General features: G+C 66.0%; 12 protein-coding genes. 8 read left to right on the forward strand and 4 right to left on the reverse strand.

Annotated elements, in window-relative coordinates:
- Positions 1 to 32: 32 nt before the first annotated feature.
- Both AWB68_RS30550 and AWB68_RS30555 read left to right on the forward strand, forming a co-directional pair.
- Complete coding sequence (locus tag AWB68_RS30550) at positions 33 to 1427, forward strand: NfeD family protein (protein ID WP_087648047.1); 1395 nt, start codon at positions 33 to 35, stop codon at positions 1425 to 1427.
- Positions 1424 to 2188 (forward strand): slipin family protein, encoded by a 765-nt coding sequence (locus AWB68_RS30555; RefSeq protein WP_087648048.1) that lies wholly within the window; start codon positions 1424 to 1426, stop codon positions 2186 to 2188. Before AWB68_RS30550 ends, AWB68_RS30555 begins: the two co-directional genes overlap by 4 nt.
- Positions 2189 to 2222: 34 nt before the next feature.
- On the opposite strand, the gene AWB68_RS30560 is transcribed toward AWB68_RS30555, so the two are convergent.
- Positions 2223 to 2759 carry a carboxymuconolactone decarboxylase family protein gene (locus AWB68_RS30560; protein ID WP_087648049.1) on the reverse strand — a complete coding sequence of 179 codons (537 nt, stop codon included), beginning with the start codon at positions 2757 to 2759 and terminating at the stop codon, positions 2223 to 2225.
- 321 nt (positions 2760 to 3080) lie between these two features.
- On the opposite strand from AWB68_RS30560, the gene AWB68_RS30565 reads away from it, so the two are divergent.
- Genes AWB68_RS30565 through AWB68_RS30580 form a run of 4 tightly spaced genes read left to right on the forward strand, consistent with a single transcriptional unit; the run spans position 3081 to position 7729 of the window.
- Positions 3081 to 4166, forward strand: a complete 1086-nt coding sequence (locus tag AWB68_RS30565) for an HlyD family secretion protein (protein WP_087648050.1) — start codon at positions 3081 to 3083, stop codon at positions 4164 to 4166.
- Between the two features lie 2 nt (positions 4167 to 4168).
- Positions 4169 to 5743, forward strand: coding sequence for a DHA2 family efflux MFS transporter permease subunit (locus tag AWB68_RS30570; RefSeq protein WP_087648051.1), 1575 nt, complete (start codon positions 4169 to 4171; stop codon positions 5741 to 5743).
- A gap of 36 nt (positions 5744 to 5779) precedes the next feature.
- Positions 5780 to 7261 (forward strand): efflux transporter outer membrane subunit, encoded by a 1482-nt coding sequence (locus AWB68_RS30575; RefSeq protein ID WP_087648058.1) that lies wholly within the window; start codon positions 5780 to 5782, stop codon positions 7259 to 7261.
- A gap of 18 nt (positions 7262 to 7279) precedes the next feature.
- Complete coding sequence (locus tag AWB68_RS30580) at positions 7280 to 7729, forward strand: PaaI family thioesterase (protein WP_087648059.1); 450 nt, start codon at positions 7280 to 7282, stop codon at positions 7727 to 7729.
- 12 nt (positions 7730 to 7741) lie between these two features.
- Here AWB68_RS30580 and AWB68_RS30585 read toward each other — a convergent pair whose 3' ends face one another.
- The 3 genes from AWB68_RS30585 to AWB68_RS30595 all read right to left on the reverse strand — a co-directional run bounded on the left by AWB68_RS30585 (position 7742) and on the right by AWB68_RS30595 (position 9343).
- Positions 7742 to 8425 carry a gamma-glutamylcyclotransferase gene (locus tag AWB68_RS30585; protein WP_087648052.1) on the reverse strand — a complete coding sequence of 228 codons (684 nt, stop codon included), beginning with the start codon at positions 8423 to 8425 and terminating at the stop codon, positions 7742 to 7744.
- Between the two features lie 318 nt (positions 8426 to 8743).
- On the reverse strand, positions 8744 to 9052 hold the full coding sequence (locus tag AWB68_RS30590; protein WP_087648053.1) for a HigA family addiction module antitoxin: 309 nt from the start codon (positions 9050 to 9052) through the stop codon (positions 8744 to 8746).
- Positions 9053 to 9064: 12 nt separating this feature from the next.
- Complete coding sequence (locus tag AWB68_RS30595; protein WP_087648054.1) at positions 9065 to 9343, reverse strand: type II toxin-antitoxin system RelE/ParE family toxin; 279 nt, start codon at positions 9341 to 9343, stop codon at positions 9065 to 9067.
- 225 nt (positions 9344 to 9568) lie between these two features.
- Between AWB68_RS30595 and uvrA the strand changes: the two genes are divergently transcribed.
- Together uvrA and AWB68_RS49750 are read left to right on the forward strand one after the other, a co-directional pair.
- Positions 9569 to 15385, forward strand: coding sequence for an excinuclease ABC subunit UvrA (uvrA, locus tag AWB68_RS30600; protein WP_200828832.1), 5817 nt, complete (start codon positions 9569 to 9571; stop codon positions 15383 to 15385).
- 44 nt (positions 15386 to 15429) lie between these two features.
- On the forward strand, positions 15430 to 15708 hold a 279-nt coding region (locus tag AWB68_RS49750), incomplete at its 3' end, for a hypothetical protein (RefSeq protein ID WP_235028578.1).

Raw genomic sequence — 15708 nt, forward strand, 5'->3', positions numbered from 1 at the left:
CCGCGGCGCTCGCGAGCCGTCGGTTTTCATCGATGAAAACAAACCCGCTTGACGTGCTTCGCCGCCGGTTCGGACTCGTGCTGCATGGGGTGGCGCTTTTTCTGCTGACACTCTGCGGCGGCTCATTCGCCGGTGCCGCGAGCGCGCCTGTCGTGGTGATCGCGGTCACAGGTGCGATCGGGCCGGCGAGTGCCGATTTCATCGTCCGCTCGCTCGGGCGCGCCGCCGACGATCACGCGCAACTCGCCGTGCTCGAACTCGATACGCCCGGCGGCCTCGACCTCTCGATGCGTTCGATCATCAAGGCGATACTCGCGTCGCCGGTGCCGGTCGCGGCGTTCATCGGGCCGAGCGGGGCGCGGGCGGCGAGCGCGGGCACCTACATCGTCTACGCGAGCCACATCGCCGCGATGGCGCCCGGCACCAATCTCGGCGCCGCGACGCCGATCCAGATCGGCACGGGCGGCGGCGACGCCATGCCGGGCACGGGCGCATCGGCGGCATCCGCCGTCGCCGCGCAATCGACCGAATCGAGAAAGCAGGTTCACGACGCCGCCGCCTACATCCGCGGCCTCGCGCAAATGCGCGGACGCAACGCCGACTGGGCCGAGCGGGCGGTGCGCGAGGCGGTGAGCCTGTCGGCGAGCGAGGCGCTGGCGCAACACGTGATCGACCTCACCGCCGCCGACGTGCCCGACCTGCTCGCCAGACTGGACGGCCGCCGCGTCCACACACTCAGCGGCGACCACGTCCTCGCGACGAAGGGCGCCGCCATCATCACCTTGCAGCCCGACTGGCGCAGCCGCTTCCTCGCGACGATCACCGACCCGAGCGTCGCGTTGATTCTCATCATGATCGGCATGTACGGCCTGTTCTTCGAATTCGCGAACCCGGGCTTCATGCTGCCAGGCGTGGCGGGCGCGATCTGTCTCCTGATCGGCCTGTTCGCGTTGCAGCTTTTGCCGATCAGCTTCGTCGGGCTGGGTTTGATCGTGCTCGGCATCGGCTTTCTCGTCGCGGAGATGTTCCTGCCGACGTTCGGCACGCTCGGCATCGGCGGGATCGTCGCGTTCGCGATCGGCGCGCTGATGCTGATCGATACCGACGTGCCCGGGTTCGGCATTCCGGTCGGCGTCGTGGCGGGGATCGTCATCGTGACTGCGCTGTTCATCTTTTCCGTGTCGACGTTCGCACTGCGGGCCCGCAGGCGGCCCGTGGTGAGCGGCGCGGAGGCGATGCTCGGCACCGTCGGCGTGATGCTCGACGCACAAGGCGACGACGCCGGCTGGGCGACGGTCCACGGCGAACGCTGGCGTGTGCGCAGCGCCGAGTCGCAAGCGCTTCCCGCGCGCGGGGCACGGGTGCGGGTGACGGCTCGCCACGGCCTCACGCTCACGGTCGAGCCATTGAATGGAGAACGTCAATGATGGGTATCACATTCGGTTTCACGGGCGTGCTGGTTGCGCTGATCGTCCTGCTGCTGTTCTCGGCGATCCGCATCTTCCGCGAGTACGAGCGCGGCGTCGTGTTCATGCTCGGGCGCTTCTGGAAGGTGAAGGGGCCGGGTCTCGTGCTGATCATCCCCGCTGTGCAGCAGGTCGTGCGAATGGACTTGCGCACCGTCGTGTTCGACGTGCCGCCGCAGGACGTGATCACGCGCGACAACGTGTCGGTGAAGGTGAACGCGGTGGTCTACTTCCGCGTGGTCGATCCGGAAAAGGCGGTGATCCAGGTCGCGCGTTTCCTGGACGCGACGAGCCAGTTGTCGCAGACGACGCTGCGCGCGATCCTCGGCAAGCATGAACTCGATGAACTGCTCGCCGAACGCGAGCGCCTGAACGCGGATATCCAGCGCGTGCTCGATGCGCAGACCGACGCGTGGGGCATCAAGGTATCGAATGTGGAAATCAAGGATGTGGACATCAACGAGACGATGATCCGCGCGATCGCGCGCCAGGCCGAAGCGGAACGCGAGCGGCGCGCGAAGATCATCCACGCGGAAGGGGAATTGCAGGCATCGGAGAAACTGCTGCAGGCGGCGCAGATGCTCGCGCAGGCGCCGCAGGCGATGCAGTTGCGCTACCTCCAGACGCTGACGACCATCGCCGCCGACAAGAACTCGACGATCGTCTTCCCGATGCCGATCGATCTCATTACGTCGTTGCTGGACCGGCTGAAAAGAGAGTAGCGCTCCGCCCACGAAGAGCGGAGCGCCGGACGGCTTATTCGACAGCCGGGAAGTCGAGGTCCGTGTCGTTCACGCGATTCACCAGGTTCGTGAACGTGATCACGCTGACGGCGAACAGCGCGTCGATCACTTGCGCTTCGCTGTAGCCGGCGGCGCGCACTTCGTCGAGTCGGGCTTTGTCGACGGTGCCGTGCGTCGACACGACGTGCCGCACGAAGGCGACGAGCGCATCGCGCTGCGCGTTGCCGGTCGCGACACCCGCGCGGACCTGCCGGGTTTCTTCAAGCGACAGGCCGACCATCTTGCCGACCAGCGTATGCGCGGCGATACAGTAGTCACAGCCGGCGATTTCGCTGACCGCGAGCTTGATGGCTTCGACATCGGGCTTGGAGAGGCTGCTCTTCGCGAGGATCGCGTCGCCGTTCAGCGCTGCGCCGAGCGCGGCGGGGCTGTGCGTGCCGACGGTCGCGTAGGCGTTCGGGACACGGCCCACGGCCTTCCTGATGCCGGCGAACAGGTCTGCGGCGACGCCGGTTGCTTCGTTGACGTTGATCTTTGAAAGTCGTGACATGGTGAGCTCCTGAGTATGTGGACAGCCATTCGTTTGGCGTGAATGAACTGTATTCCCCGAGCTTCGGCGCGTTAATGCCCGTCGGGCTCGCAAACATGCTCGTTCGGATCACACTCTCCGGCGCCCGGCGGACCGCCCGCGCGCAATGGCCCGGAAGCCCGTCACACAACACTCCGCGCCGATTATTGCTGCCCGCGTCATTCAGTCGTGCGCATCCTTGACTTGACTTCGTGCATATGCACAATTAGTCTTCCGCTATTAACAAGTGCCTTAAATGGCACTTCCTTCAATCTAAACGGTGCATATGCACTTTAAACGACAATGTCCAGTCCTTCAACAGACGTTTCACCGGTTTCCGCCCCTGCGCTGCCGAAAGGGGCGCGGCGCATTCCCTGGATGCTCCTGGCGCTCGGCCTCGTGGGCGTCGTGGTGGTCGCGGCCGCGGCCTATTGGACGCTCGTGCTGCGCTTCGTGCAGACCACCGATGACGCCTACGTCGGCGGCAACGTCACGGTGATGGCGCCGAAGGTGAACGGCTTCGTCGCCGAGATGCTCGTGCAGGACAACCAGCGCGTGAGCGCGGGCCAGGTGCTGGTGCGCCTCGATTCGCGCGACTACGACGCCCGCCTCGCACAAGCGAACGCCGAAGTGGCGAGCGCGCATGCCGCGGTCGCCGAATTGCAGGCGAAGCGCGACTTGCAGGGCGCCGTGATCAACCAGCAGCAGGCGGAGGTGCGGGCGTCGTCGGCGGAAATGACGCGCAGCGCGTCGGACCGCTCGCGCTATCGCGAACTCGTGAAGGACGACGCGGTGTCGAGCCAGATCGTCGAGCGCGCGGACGCCGACTTCACCAAGGCGAGCGCGGCCGTCGATCGAAGCGGCGCGTCGCTGGTGGCAGCGAAGCGCGAACTCTCCGTGATCGAAGCGCAGATCGCCGATGCTAGCGCTCGCGTCGCCACCGCCGAAGCGACGCGGCGCGTCGCGGAACTGAACGTCGAGTACACGACGATCCGCTCGCCCGTCGACGGGTACGTCGGCAATCGCACGGCGCGCGTCGGGATGCTGGCGAACACGGGCGTGTCGCTGCTGACGATCGTGCCGTCGTCGGGACTCTGGATCGACGCCAACTTCAAGGAAGACCAGTTGAAGAAGATGCGCGTGGGCGACGAGGTCGACGTCGATCTCGACGCGTCCAGCGAGCCGATCCACGGCCGCGTCGAGAGCCTGGCACCGGCGACGGGCGCGACCTTCAGCGTGCTGCCCGCCGAGAACGCGACCGGCAACTTCACGAAGATCGTGCAGCGCGTGCCGGTGCGCGTGCGCCTCGACGTGCCGAAGGAGATGCAGGCGGTGCTGCGCCCGGGCTTGTCGGCGACGGTCAAGGTCCATCTGAACGGCGCGAACTGATCATGCCGACGACCCTTCCACTCGATCCCGCCAGCCAGCCGGTCAGGCAGCGCGTACTGGCGTTCGCGCTGATGTGCCTGGGCTTCTTCATGGCGACGCTCGATATCCAGATCGTCGCGTCGTCGCTGAAGGACATCGGCGGCGGTTTGTCGGCGAGCCAGGACGAGCTTTCGTGGGTCCAGACGTCCTATCTGATCGCGGAAATCCTCGTGATCCCGATGTCGGGCTGGCTCTCGAAAGTGTTCTCCACGCGCTGGCTGTTCGTGGCGTCGGCGGTGGGTTTCACGATCACGAGCATGCTGTGCGGGATGGCGTGGGACATCAATTCGATGATCCTCTTTCGCGGCTTGCAGGGCGCGCTCGGCGCCGCGATGATCCCGACCGTCTTCACCACCGCCTTCGTGCTGTTCCCCGGCAAGCAGCGCGTGATCGCCTCGACGACGATCGGCGCGCTCGCGTCGCTGGCGCCGGCCATCGGTCCGGTGATTGGCGGCTGGATCACGTCGCAATGGTCGTGGCACTGGCTGTTCTACCTGAACGTCGTGCCGGGGATCGCGGTCGCGGCGCTGGTGCCGAAGTTCGTGCATATCGACGAGCCCGATCTTTCGCTGCTGAAAAAGGGCGACTACCTCGGCATCGTGCTGATGTCGGGATTTCTCGGCTGCCTCGAATACGTGCTCGAAGAAGGCCCGCGCAAGAACTGGTTCGGCGACGATGCGATCATCGCGTGCACCTGGATCTCGGCGATCTGCGGCTTTCTCTTTTTCGTGCACGCGTTCACGGCAAAGGAGCCGATCGTCGACCTGAAAGCGCTCGCGGTGCGCAACTTCGGGATCGGCAGCCTGCTTTCGTTCGTGACGGGTATCGGCATCTTCGTGTCGGTGTTTCTCACGCCGGTGTTCCTGAGCCGCGTGCGCGGCTTCGATTCGCTCGAAATCGGTTTCGCGCTCCTGTCGGTCGGCTGCTTCCAGTTGCTCGCGCTCGGCGCGTATGCGTTCGCGACGAAGTTCATCGACATGCGCGTGCTGCTGGTCTTCGGTCTCGTATGCTTCGGCGCCGGGTGTTATCTGTACACGCCGCTCACGAATCAATGGGGCTGGCACGAACTGCTGTTGCCGCAGGCGCTGCGCGGCATCGGACAGCAATTCGCCGTGCCGCCGATCGTCACGATGGCGCTCGGCTCGCTGCCACAGTCGCGGCTCAAGTCGGCGAGCGGTCTGTTCAACCTGATGCGCAATCTCGGCGGCGCGATCGGCATTGCCGTCAGCTCGACGATGCTCAACGACCGGCTCAACCTGCACTACCTGCGGTTGAGCGAGAACGTGACGGTCGGCCGCCCCGAAGTCGAAGGCCTGCTCGCGCGCAGTTCCGGCCATCTCGCCTCCGTCGCGGGCGACGCGCTCGACGCGTCACAGGCCGGGCTTGCGAGCCTGCACGCGCTCGTGATGCGCGAGGCGCTCGTGCTGACCTTCGCCGATTGCTTTTACGTGCTGGCGCTGTGCTTCCTGGTGGGCATCGTCAGCGTCGTGTTCTCGCGGCCGATCGCGAGCGCTCCGCCTTCCTCAGATGCGCATTGAGCCTTCATTGAGCCTTCATTGAGCTTTGAACCGATCATGAAAAAACTTCTCGTTGAAATCCTGGCGTGTCTGTCGCTCGCCGCGTGCGCGGTGCAGCCCGCGACGCACGCCGACCTGCTCGCCACGGTTAGCGCCACGGCGCCCACCGACTGGAGCGTAGACGTGCCGCGCGATCCCGCCGATCCCGCCGCGTGGTGGAACCAGTTCGGCGATCCGGTGCTGCATGAACTCGTGGCATCGGTGCTGAACGACAACCTCGACGTGCAGGCGGCCGTCGAGCGCGTGAAGCAGGCCCAGGCGCTGACGACACAGCGCCGCGCCGCGCTGCTCCCGCAACTCGACGCGAACGCAGGCGCCTCCGACACCCGGCAGAACACGCCGCCGCCGCTCGGCTACGTGCGCCAGGCGGGCGTCGGCCTGTCGCTCAGCTGGACGCCCGATGTGTTCGGCGGCGAGCGGCTGGAGCTGCTGGCATCGCAGGCGCAGCTTGTCGGCCGCGAACATGCCGCCGATCAGTTGCGGCTCGCGCTCGCGGCGGATACGGCGTCGGCCTATGTGGATCTGCGCTGGGCGCAGGCGGAACTCAAGATCCTGCAGGACAACGTCGTGATCCGCGAGCGCGCGCTGCGCCTGACGCAACGGCGCCTGCAGTATGGCCTTTCGACGCAGCTCGACGTTTCGCGCGCGCAGAACCAGTTGAGCGATCTCCAGTCGCGCATTCCGCGGGCGCAGTCGACGATCCAGCACCAGTTGAGCCTGATCGCCGTGTACTCGGGGCGCACGCCGGAATCCGTCGACCGGCTGATGCTCGCGAATGCCGGCAACACGCCCGTGATTCCCACGCCGACGAGCAGCGTGCCGCAAATGCTGCCGTCCGACGCGCTGCTGCGCCGCCCGGACGTGCTCGTCGCCTACGCCGATGTGCAGCAGCGCGCGGCGGAGGTCGGGGTGTCGAGGGCGGAGCGTTATCCGAAGTTCTCGCTGCGCTTGACGGACGGCTTGCTGGCGTCGTCGTATCTCGGCTTGCCGACGCTCACCGACAACCTATTCAGCGCCGCGCTCAACGCGACGAGCCCGATCTTCAACGCCGGCCGCATCACGGCGGACATCGAGCAAAACGAGAGCCGGATGCGCGAATCGGAACTGCATCTGCGCCAGACGATGCTTCAAGCGCTCAAGGACGTGGAGGATACGCGCAGCGATCTCGTGAGCACGACCGAGCAGACCGCGCGCCTGACCGACGCGCTCGCCTCGTCGGGCAAGTCGCTGACGCTTTCGACCGAGTTGTACAAGGGCGGCGCGGCGAGCTTCCTGGATGTGCTCGCGGCGCAGGAGTCGTACCTGCAGGACGCCGATTCGCTGAACCTGGCCAAGCGTGAGCATGCGCTCGCGTCGGTCGCGCTGTATCGCTCGCTCGGCGGCGGCTGGAGCCAGACGCCCGCGGACGCCGATATCGCTGTGAATAGCACGCCGTCGATCGCGCAGGCGGTGCGGAAAAATCCATCGTCGGTCAACTGAGGAGACATAGACATGAACATGAGCCTGATCGAAGAAACCGCCGCCGGCCTCGATGGCCTTTCACAACTGCGCGCGCTGATCGCCTCGGGGCGCAAGCCGGGCATTCTCGTATCGCTCGATTTCGAGTTCGTCGAAGTGGACGCGGGCAGGGCGGTGTTCGCGGGCATCGCGGGCGAGCACGCGTATAACCCGATCGGCACCGTGCACGGCGGCTACGCGGCCACGTTGCTCGATTCCGCGTGCGGCTGCGCGGTCCATTCGCGCCTCAGCGCGACGCAGGCCTATACCACCCTCGAACTCAAGGTGGCGTATCACAAGGCGGTGACGCGCGATTCGGGCTTGCTGCGAGCCGAAGGCCGCGTGTTGTCGATCGGCCGGCGCGCGGCATTCGCCGAGGCCACGCTCAAGGATGCGAACGGGCGCCTGCACGCATCGGCGACATCGACGCTGCTCGTCTTCGATCGATGAGACGGCTGTCGGCTATTCCTGCGCCGGGACCGACGCCGGTTCCCCGCAAAGACGCGTGAGTTCGCAGGCGAGTTCGTCGATGTAGGCGTCGGCCATGCCGCATTCCTCCAGCGCCCGTTGCAGCATGAACACATACTCGGCGTTCGTGCCGAATAAACCGGACGCGGCGTTCATCAGCGGCGCGATGGTGGAAGGTCGCGCGTCGGCTTCGTACTGCGACTGCTCATGGTCGGCGACGAACGCGATCGCCAACGTCTCGGTGCCGTCGTCGAGCGTGACGGGCGCCCAGGTCGGGCGATAGGCGCCCGTCACCATCTCGCGGGTCCAGAGAATCCTGAGTTCTTCGTCGAGCGTCGAATTGCACAGCCTCAGCGCCACGCCTCGCGTGCTGCCGCCCGGCTCGAGCGAAAGCATCCTGCCCGGGCGCTCGGGCGTGCCCCGTCCGGCAGTCACGCGCAGGCAGAAGCTGCGGTGCCAGCCGTGCAGCGTCGCGATGCGGCGACTGTCGTAGACCGAAATCGGGTTCCACATCAGCGACCCGTATGCGAAGACCCACACCTCGCCGTCGTCCGGCCGCGACTGCATGGTTTGCGCGAGAGACTGGTCGATACGCTCTTGCGTCCAGAGGATTTCCTTGGGCAGCGTATCGAAGCTTTCGAGATAGGCTCCGGAACTGATGGCGTGTCTGTTCAACATCCGATTCGTCTCTTCATGGTGGGCGCCGTCGATGCCGAAGCCTGGGTCACCTACGGGCGCCTGAATGGCTGATGCCTGTGCAAAAGAGTATGCCGGTTCCGGCAGCCGCCAAAATTCCCCGCAGACGCGACGCGCATTTTTTGCCGCAAATGCCACGCATGCCCGATATCGCGCTTGACGCCCCGGATTCGCTCAACGTCGTGATAGGCGAAGATGCGCTCGCGGAAGCCCGTGACGACGGCCGGCATGCGACACCCGCGACCATTGATACGAACGGCAGACCGCGTCACCCTGCCGCGATATCCGCCCCAGCGCGTTTCACGCCGCTTCGCGCGGCGATATTTTCCGCGCGATTTCCTCCGCGTGTTGCTGCGCGGCGATCTTCAGGTCGTAGGTCATTTGCAGGTTGAGCCAGGTCTGCGCGTCGCCGCCGAAATAGCGCGCGAGTCGCAGCGCCGTTTCGGGCGTGATGCCGCGCCGCTCGAGCACGATGTCGTTGATGCGGTTGGGCGTGACATCGAGCGCGCGGGCGAGCGCGTTCGCGGTCATGCCGAGCGGCACGAGATAGTCCTCGCGCAGCACCTCGCCCGGATGGACGGGGCGCATGCCGTTCGTGAAATTAGCCATGTGTTGCCTCGGTCAGTGATAGTCGATGATCCGCACGTCGGCGGGTCCGTCCAGCGTCCATGAAAAACAGATCCGCCACTGATTGTTGACGCGGATGCTGTACGTATCCGCAAGATCGCCGCGCAATGTTTCCAGCCTGTTCCCGGGCGGTACCCGCAGCGCACTCAGCGTGGCGGCGGCATCGAGCAGCGTGAGCTTGCGCTCGGCCGCGGCCAGAATGTTGGCGAAGCGCCGGGAACGGCCGGTTTCAAACAGCGCCCTCGTATCGGCGCAAGCGAAGGTCACAATCATTGGAGTTCATTGTATGCCGTTTGCCGGCAAGCGGCAAACTATTTTTCGGATCCCGACGAGGCGGAACGGCTTCTGCTGCACTACCACGCGCCCGGCGCTTTTTGCGACAAACACTGTATGAGTGTACAGTGTCGAGCTTGTCTGTCAGAGCCGTGCAGATGGCATAAGCCGTGCGCGCAAATGGCGGCTCCAGAAGTCCCAAACTCATTGAACCGGTCAGCAAAAGTGGCATCGAACAACGCAATCCGTATTCGCGGCGCCCGCCAGCACAACCTCAAGAACCTCGATCTCGACCTGTATACGGGCCAGATGACGGTGGTCACGGGCCCGTCGGGCTCCGGCAAGTCCAGCCTCGTCTTCGATACGCTCTACGCCGAAGGCCAGCGCCGATACGTCGAGACCTTCAGCGCCTACGCGCGGCAGTTTCTCGACCGCATGGACCGGCCGCAGGTGGATCGCGTCGACGGCGTGCCGCCCGCCATCGCGATCGACCAGACCAATCCGGTGCGCAGTTCGCGCTCGACGGTCGGCACGATGACCGAGCTGAACGATCACCTGAAGCTTTTCTACGCGCGCGCCGCCGGGCTTTTCGACCGCAAGACGTCGCATCAGGTGCGCCACGACACGCCGGAGACGATCTACGCCGAGTTGCTCGAGCGCACGCGCGCGAACGATCCGCGCATCGCGATCACGTTCCCCGTCGAGTTGCCCGATACCGCCAGCGACGACGAAGTCACGCAATGGCTCTCGGCGAGCGGCTATACGCGCGTCCAGGCGAAGCGCCACGTCGAAACGGAGAGCGGCGCGCGCCAGTTGCTCGACGTGGTCGCGGACCGGTTCCGCCTGCAGAACACGGAGCGCTCGCGTGCGCTCGAAGCGATCGAAGGCGCGCTTTTGCGCGGCACGGGCCGCGTAAACGTCTACGTGCTCGCCGACGAAGGCGAACCCGAAATCTGGCGCTTCTCCACGGGCCTGCACAGCCCGGAAAGCGACATCCGCTATGCCGATCCACAGCCAGCGCTCTTTTCGTTCAACTCGGCCTACGGCGCGTGCGAGACGTGCCGGGGCTTCGGCCGCGTGATCGGCGTGGACCTGGGCCTCGTGATCCCCGACGAGCGCAAGACGCTCAAGGAAGGCGCGATCAAGACGCTGCAGACGCCGGCGTGGAAGGAAAACCAGGACGACCTGGTCCGTTACGGCGCAAAGGCGGGCATCCGTCTCGGCGTGCCGTGGAGCGAACTGACGCAAAAGGAACGCGACTGGGTCATCAAGGGCTCGCCGGACTGGACGGGCAAATGGGGCAACCAGTGGTACGGCGTGCAGCGCTTCTTCGATTATCTGGAGTCGAAGGCGTACAAGATGCATATCCGCGTGCTGCTGTCGAAATATCGCAGCTACACGAAATGTCCCGCTTGCGACGGCGCGCGCCTGAAGACGGAAGCGCTCCTGTGGCGCCTCGGCACGAAGGAGCAGGCCGACGCCGTGCTGTCCCCCGCCGACCGCTTCATGCCAACCGGCGTCGAATGGACGCGCGCGCAGCTCGAAGCCATGTCCGGGCTGACGTTGCACGACCTGATGCTGATGCCGATCGAGCGCATCCGCCGCTTCTTCGACTCGCTGACGCTGCCGAGCACGCTGCTCGACGAAGCGCTGAAACTGCTGCACGCGGAAGTGCGCACGCGCCTGAAATATCTCTGCGACGTCGGCCTCGGCTATCTGACGCTCGATCGCCAGAGCCGCACGCTGTCGGGCGGCGAGGTGCAGCGCATCAACCTGACGACCGCGCTCGGCACGTCGCTCGTCAACACGCTGTTCGTGCTCGACGAACCGAGCATCGGCCTGCATCCGCGCGACCTGAACCGGATCGTCGAAGCGATGCACCGGCTGCGCGACGCGGGCAATACGCTCGTCGTGGTGGAGCACGATCCGTCGGTGATGCTCGCCGCCGATCGCCTGATCGACATGGGTCCGGGCCCGGGCGAGCGCGGCGGCGACATCGTCTACGACGGCTCGCCGAACGAAATCCAGAATAGCGACACGCTCACCGGCGCCTACCTCGGCGGACGCAAGCACGTCGCGCATGCGTCGAACTGGCTGCGGCGCGTCGTGGACGCAAGCACGCCGCGCCTCGTCCTCGAAGGCGCAAGCGATCACAACCTGCGCGACGTGACGGTCGAGATTCCGTTGCAGCGGCTGGTGTGCGTGACGGGCGTGTCGGGTTCCGGCAAATCAACGCTGATCCAGGACGTCCTCGCGCCCGCGCTCGCCCGCCATTTCGGCAAGGCGACGGAAACGCCGGGCGCGTTCCGGTCGCTCACGGGCGCCGATCAACTGAGCGACGTGATCTTCGTCGATCAATCGCCGATCGGCCGCACGGCGCGCTCGAATCCGGCGAGCTACGTCGGCGCGTTCGACGAAATCCGCAAGCTCTTCGCCAAGGCGCCGCTCGCTTCGCAGCGCGGCTACGGCGCGAGCATGTTCAGCTTCAACTCGGGCGACGGCCGCTGCCCGACCTGCGGTGGCTCGGGCTTCGAGCACGTCGAAATGCAGTTCCTGAGCGATGTCTATTTGCGCTGCCCCGATTGCGACGGCCGTCGCTATCGCGCGGAAGTGCTCGAAGTGAAAATCGGGCGCGGAGGGCGCGAATTGAGCGTCGCTGACGTGCTCGAACTCACCGTGAGCGAGGCCGTCGCGCTGTTTTCCAACGACGCCGAAGTGCTGCGCGTGTTGCAGCCGATCGTCGATGTCGGGCTGGAATACGTGAAGCTCGGCCAGCCGGTGCCGACGCTCTCGGGTGGCGAGGCGCAGCGCCTGAAGCTGGCGGGTTTCCTCGCTGAAACGTCGCAGGTGAAGGGTGGCAAGCCGGGGCGCCTTTTCATGTTCGACGAACCGACCACCGGGCTCCATTTCGACGACATCGCCAAACTCATGCAAGCGTTGCGCCGCCTGATGGAGCGCGGCCATTCGCTGATCGTGATCGAGCACAACCTCGATGTGATTCGCGCCGCCGACTGGATCATCGACCTCGGCCCGGAAGGCGGCGACGGCGGCGGGCAGGTCGTATGCGTCGGCACGCCGGACGACGTCGCCGCGTGCGACGGCTCCCACACAGGCCGCGCGCTGCTCGATTACGAGGAAGCGATGGCGCCCGGCGCCGCCGAAAAGCGTTCGGCGGGCGTGCCGCTGCAACTGGCGGCGGAAGTGGCGAGTGCGCGCCGCGCGTTGCAGGGCGAGGACGTCGTGCGGATCGTCAACGCGCGTGAGCACAACCTGAAGTCGCTCGACGTCGACATTCCGCACGGCAAGTTCAACGTGATCACGGGCGTCTCCGGCTCCGGCAAATCGACGCTCGCCTTCGACATCCTGTTCCACGAAGGCCAGCGCCGCTATCTGGAATCGCTGAACGCGTACGCCCGCTCGATCGTGCAGCCGGCGGGGCGCCCTGAAGTCGATGCCGTCTATGGGATTCCGCCGACGGTTGCGATAGAACAGCGCCTGTCGCGCGGCGGGCGCAAGAGCACGGTCGCGACGACCTCCGAGGTGTGGCACTTCCTGCGCCTCTTGTACGTGAAACTCGGCATCCAGCATTGCATCCACGACGGCGCGCCGGTAGAGGCGCAAAGTTCCGACTCGATCGCCGCGCAGATCATGCGCGACTACAAGGGCCAGCACGTCGGGCTGCTCGCGCCGCTGGTCGTGAACCGCAAGGGCGTCTATACCGACATCGCGAAGTGGGCGAAGGCGCGCGGCAATACGCATCTGCGGGTCGACGGCGAGTTCCTGCCGGTCAATCCGTGGCCGAAGCTCGACCGCTTTCGCGAGCACACGATCGAACTGCCGGTGGGCGATCTCGTCGTGTCGGCGAACGACGAAGCGGCGCTGCGCAAGCTGCTCGACGAGACGCTCGAACTCGGCAAGGGCGTGATGCACCTGTGTGCGCCGCTCGACGAACTGCACGGCGCCTTGAGCAACGGACACCGCCGCGGGAAGGAAGAAATCCGCGTCTTTTCGACGAAGCGCGCCTGTCCGGTCTGCGGCACGAGCTATCCCGAACTCGATCCGCGCATGTTCTCGTACAACAGCAAGCACGGCTGGTGCGGCACCTGCGTGGGCACCGGCCTGAAGCTGACGCGCGAACAGCGCGCGGCCTACGACGACACGATCCTCGCCGGCGACGATCGGGGCCGCGAGCAGACCATCGGCTCGGTGGAACAGGAACCGGACGATGTCGTCGACGTGCCGTGTCCCGATTGCGAAGGCACGCGGTTGAACGAAGTCGCGCGCGCGGTGACGTTCGGCAACCATCCGATCACGGAAGTCGGCCGCTGGACGGTCAGCGACACGCGGCGGTGGGTGCAAAAGCTCGCGCTGAAAGGCCGCGACGCCGATATCGCCCGCGACGTGGTCAGCGAAATCGAAGGGCGGCTGCAATTCCTGGAGGAAGTCGGCCTCGGCTATCTGAGCCTCGATCGCGCCGCGCCCACGCTGTCCGGCGGCGAAGCGCAGCGCATCCGGCTCGCGGCGCAACTCGGCAGCAATCTGCAGGGCGTGTGCTACGTGCTCGACGAACCGACGATCGGCCTGCATCCGCGCGACAACCAGATCCTGCTCGACGCGCTGAAGAAGCTCGGCGACAAGGGCAACACGCTCGTGGTCGTCGAGCATGACGAGGACACGATCCGCCGCGCCGATCACATCATCGATATCGGGCCGGGCGCGGGCAAGCGCGGCGGGACGGTGGTGGCGCAGGGCGGCGTCGGCGACCTGGCGGCGAACGAAGCGTCGCTGACCGGCCAGTTCCTCGCGCATCCGATTCCGCATCCGTTGCAGGCGCGCCGCGAAGTGCGCGCGGCCACCGCGAAGCGCGCGGCCACGCCCGGGCAATGGCTGACGGTCGAAGGCGCGACGCTGCACAACCTGCGCAACGTCACGGCCAGCATGCCGCTCGGCCGGCTCGTCGCGATCACGGGCGTTTCCGGTTCCGGCAAATCGACGCTCGCCCGCGACGTGCTGATGACCAATCTGCTCGATGCGGTCGGCCGCTCGGTGCTGTCGTCGCCGGCGACGCGCCGCGCGCGCAAGGTGGCTCAAGCCGATGCGCCCGCGCGCAACCGTGCGAGCGTGCTGTCGCGCGAGGCGCCGCGCCCGAAGTTCGATGTCACGCATAAATGGCAGGGTTGCGCGGGCGTGACCGGCTGGGAATCGATCGACCGCGTGCTCGAAGTGGACCAGACGCCGATCGGCAAGACGCCGCGCTCGTGTCCGGCGACCTACATCGGCATGTGGGACACGATCCGCAAGCTGTTCGCCGACACGCTCGAAGCCCGCGCGCGCGGCTACACGCCGTCGCGCTTCTCGTTCAATACCGGCGACGGCCGCTGCCCGGCGTGCGAGGGCCAGGGCGTGCGCACGATCGCGATGAGTTTCCTGCCCGACGTCAAGGTGCCGTGCGACGTCTGCCACGGCCAGCGCTTCAACCCGGAAACGCTCGCGGTGACGTGGCGCGGCAAGAACATCGGCGAAGTGCTGACGATGGAAATCGACGAGGCCGTCGAATTCTTCGGCTCGATGACGAGCATCGCCCATCCGCTGCAACTGATGAAGGACGTCGGGCTCGGGTATCTGACGCTTGGCCAGCCGTCGCCGACGCTTTCTGGCGGCGAGGCGCAACGCATCAAGCTCGTGACCGAATTGAGCAAGGTCCGCGACGACGTCACGCGGCGCGGGCAGAAGGTGCCGCACACGCTGTACGTGCTCGACGAACCGACGGTCGGCCTGCACATGGCCGACGTCGCGAAGCTGATCCGCGTGCTGCACCGACTGGTGGACGGCGGGCATAGCGTGATCGTGATCGAGCACGACCTGGACGTGATCGCGGAAGCGGACTGGGTGCTCGACCTCGGACCGGAGGGCGGGGTGAACGGCGGAACGATCGTCGCTGCCGCCGATCCGGAGACGCTCGCGCGCAACGCGCGCAGCCACACCGGCGCGGCGCTAAGGCCGGTGCTGGCGCGGGTGGCGGTGGAGGAGAATGCCGCTTGAGGGGGGCGCTGGCGCTGGGGGTAGGGTGTGGTTTACGCCGTTTGATGTTTCTGCGCTTCTATGGAACTTGTTTTGTTTTTGGTTTATTCGCTCTGCCCCTGTCCGGGGCGGGACTCACTTTCTTTGCTGCTGCAAAGAAAGTAAGCAAAGAAAGCAGCTTGCCACCGCGAATGCTTGCCAGTCGCCGCCAGACCGTTATGTCGGAGTGGTCCAACCGGGGGAGTGTCGTTAGCGGGGTTTCATCGTTGTTGGCATGTAGACAAGGCGCGCACGTCGCACCGCTGCGCGGAGTGGAACAGCAGTCATACATCCGTCTTGGCACT

This window comes from Caballeronia choica, assembly GCF_001544535.1.
Taxonomy (GTDB): Bacteria; Pseudomonadota; Gammaproteobacteria; order Burkholderiales; family Burkholderiaceae; genus Caballeronia; species Caballeronia choica.

Excerpts from the sequence above, each read along its gene's own strand:
- AWB68_RS30550 (WP_087648047.1), top strand. The coding sequence starts at position 33 with ATGAAAACAAACCCGCTTGACGTGCTTCGCCGCCGGTTCGGACTCGTG.
- AWB68_RS30555 (WP_087648048.1), top strand. The coding sequence starts at position 1,424 with ATGATGGGTATCACATTCGGTTTCACGGGCGTGCTGGTTGCGCTGATC.
- AWB68_RS30560 (WP_087648049.1), bottom strand. The coding sequence starts at position 2,759 with ATGTCACGACTTTCAAAGATCAACGTCAACGAAGCAACCGGCGTCGCC.
- AWB68_RS30565 (WP_087648050.1), top strand. The coding sequence starts at position 3,081 with ATGTCCAGTCCTTCAACAGACGTTTCACCGGTTTCCGCCCCTGCGCTG.
- AWB68_RS30570 (WP_087648051.1), top strand. The coding sequence starts at position 4,169 with ATGCCGACGACCCTTCCACTCGATCCCGCCAGCCAGCCGGTCAGGCAG.
- AWB68_RS30575 (WP_087648058.1), top strand. The coding sequence starts at position 5,780 with ATGAAAAAACTTCTCGTTGAAATCCTGGCGTGTCTGTCGCTCGCCGCG.
- AWB68_RS30580 (WP_087648059.1), top strand. The coding sequence starts at position 7,280 with ATGAGCCTGATCGAAGAAACCGCCGCCGGCCTCGATGGCCTTTCACAA.
- AWB68_RS30585 (WP_087648052.1), bottom strand. The coding sequence starts at position 8,425 with ATGTTGAACAGACACGCCATCAGTTCCGGAGCCTATCTCGAAAGCTTC.
- AWB68_RS30590 (WP_087648053.1), bottom strand. The coding sequence starts at position 9,052 with ATGGCTAATTTCACGAACGGCATGCGCCCCGTCCATCCGGGCGAGGTG.
- AWB68_RS30595 (WP_087648054.1), bottom strand. The coding sequence starts at position 9,343 with ATGATTGTGACCTTCGCTTGCGCCGATACGAGGGCGCTGTTTGAAACC.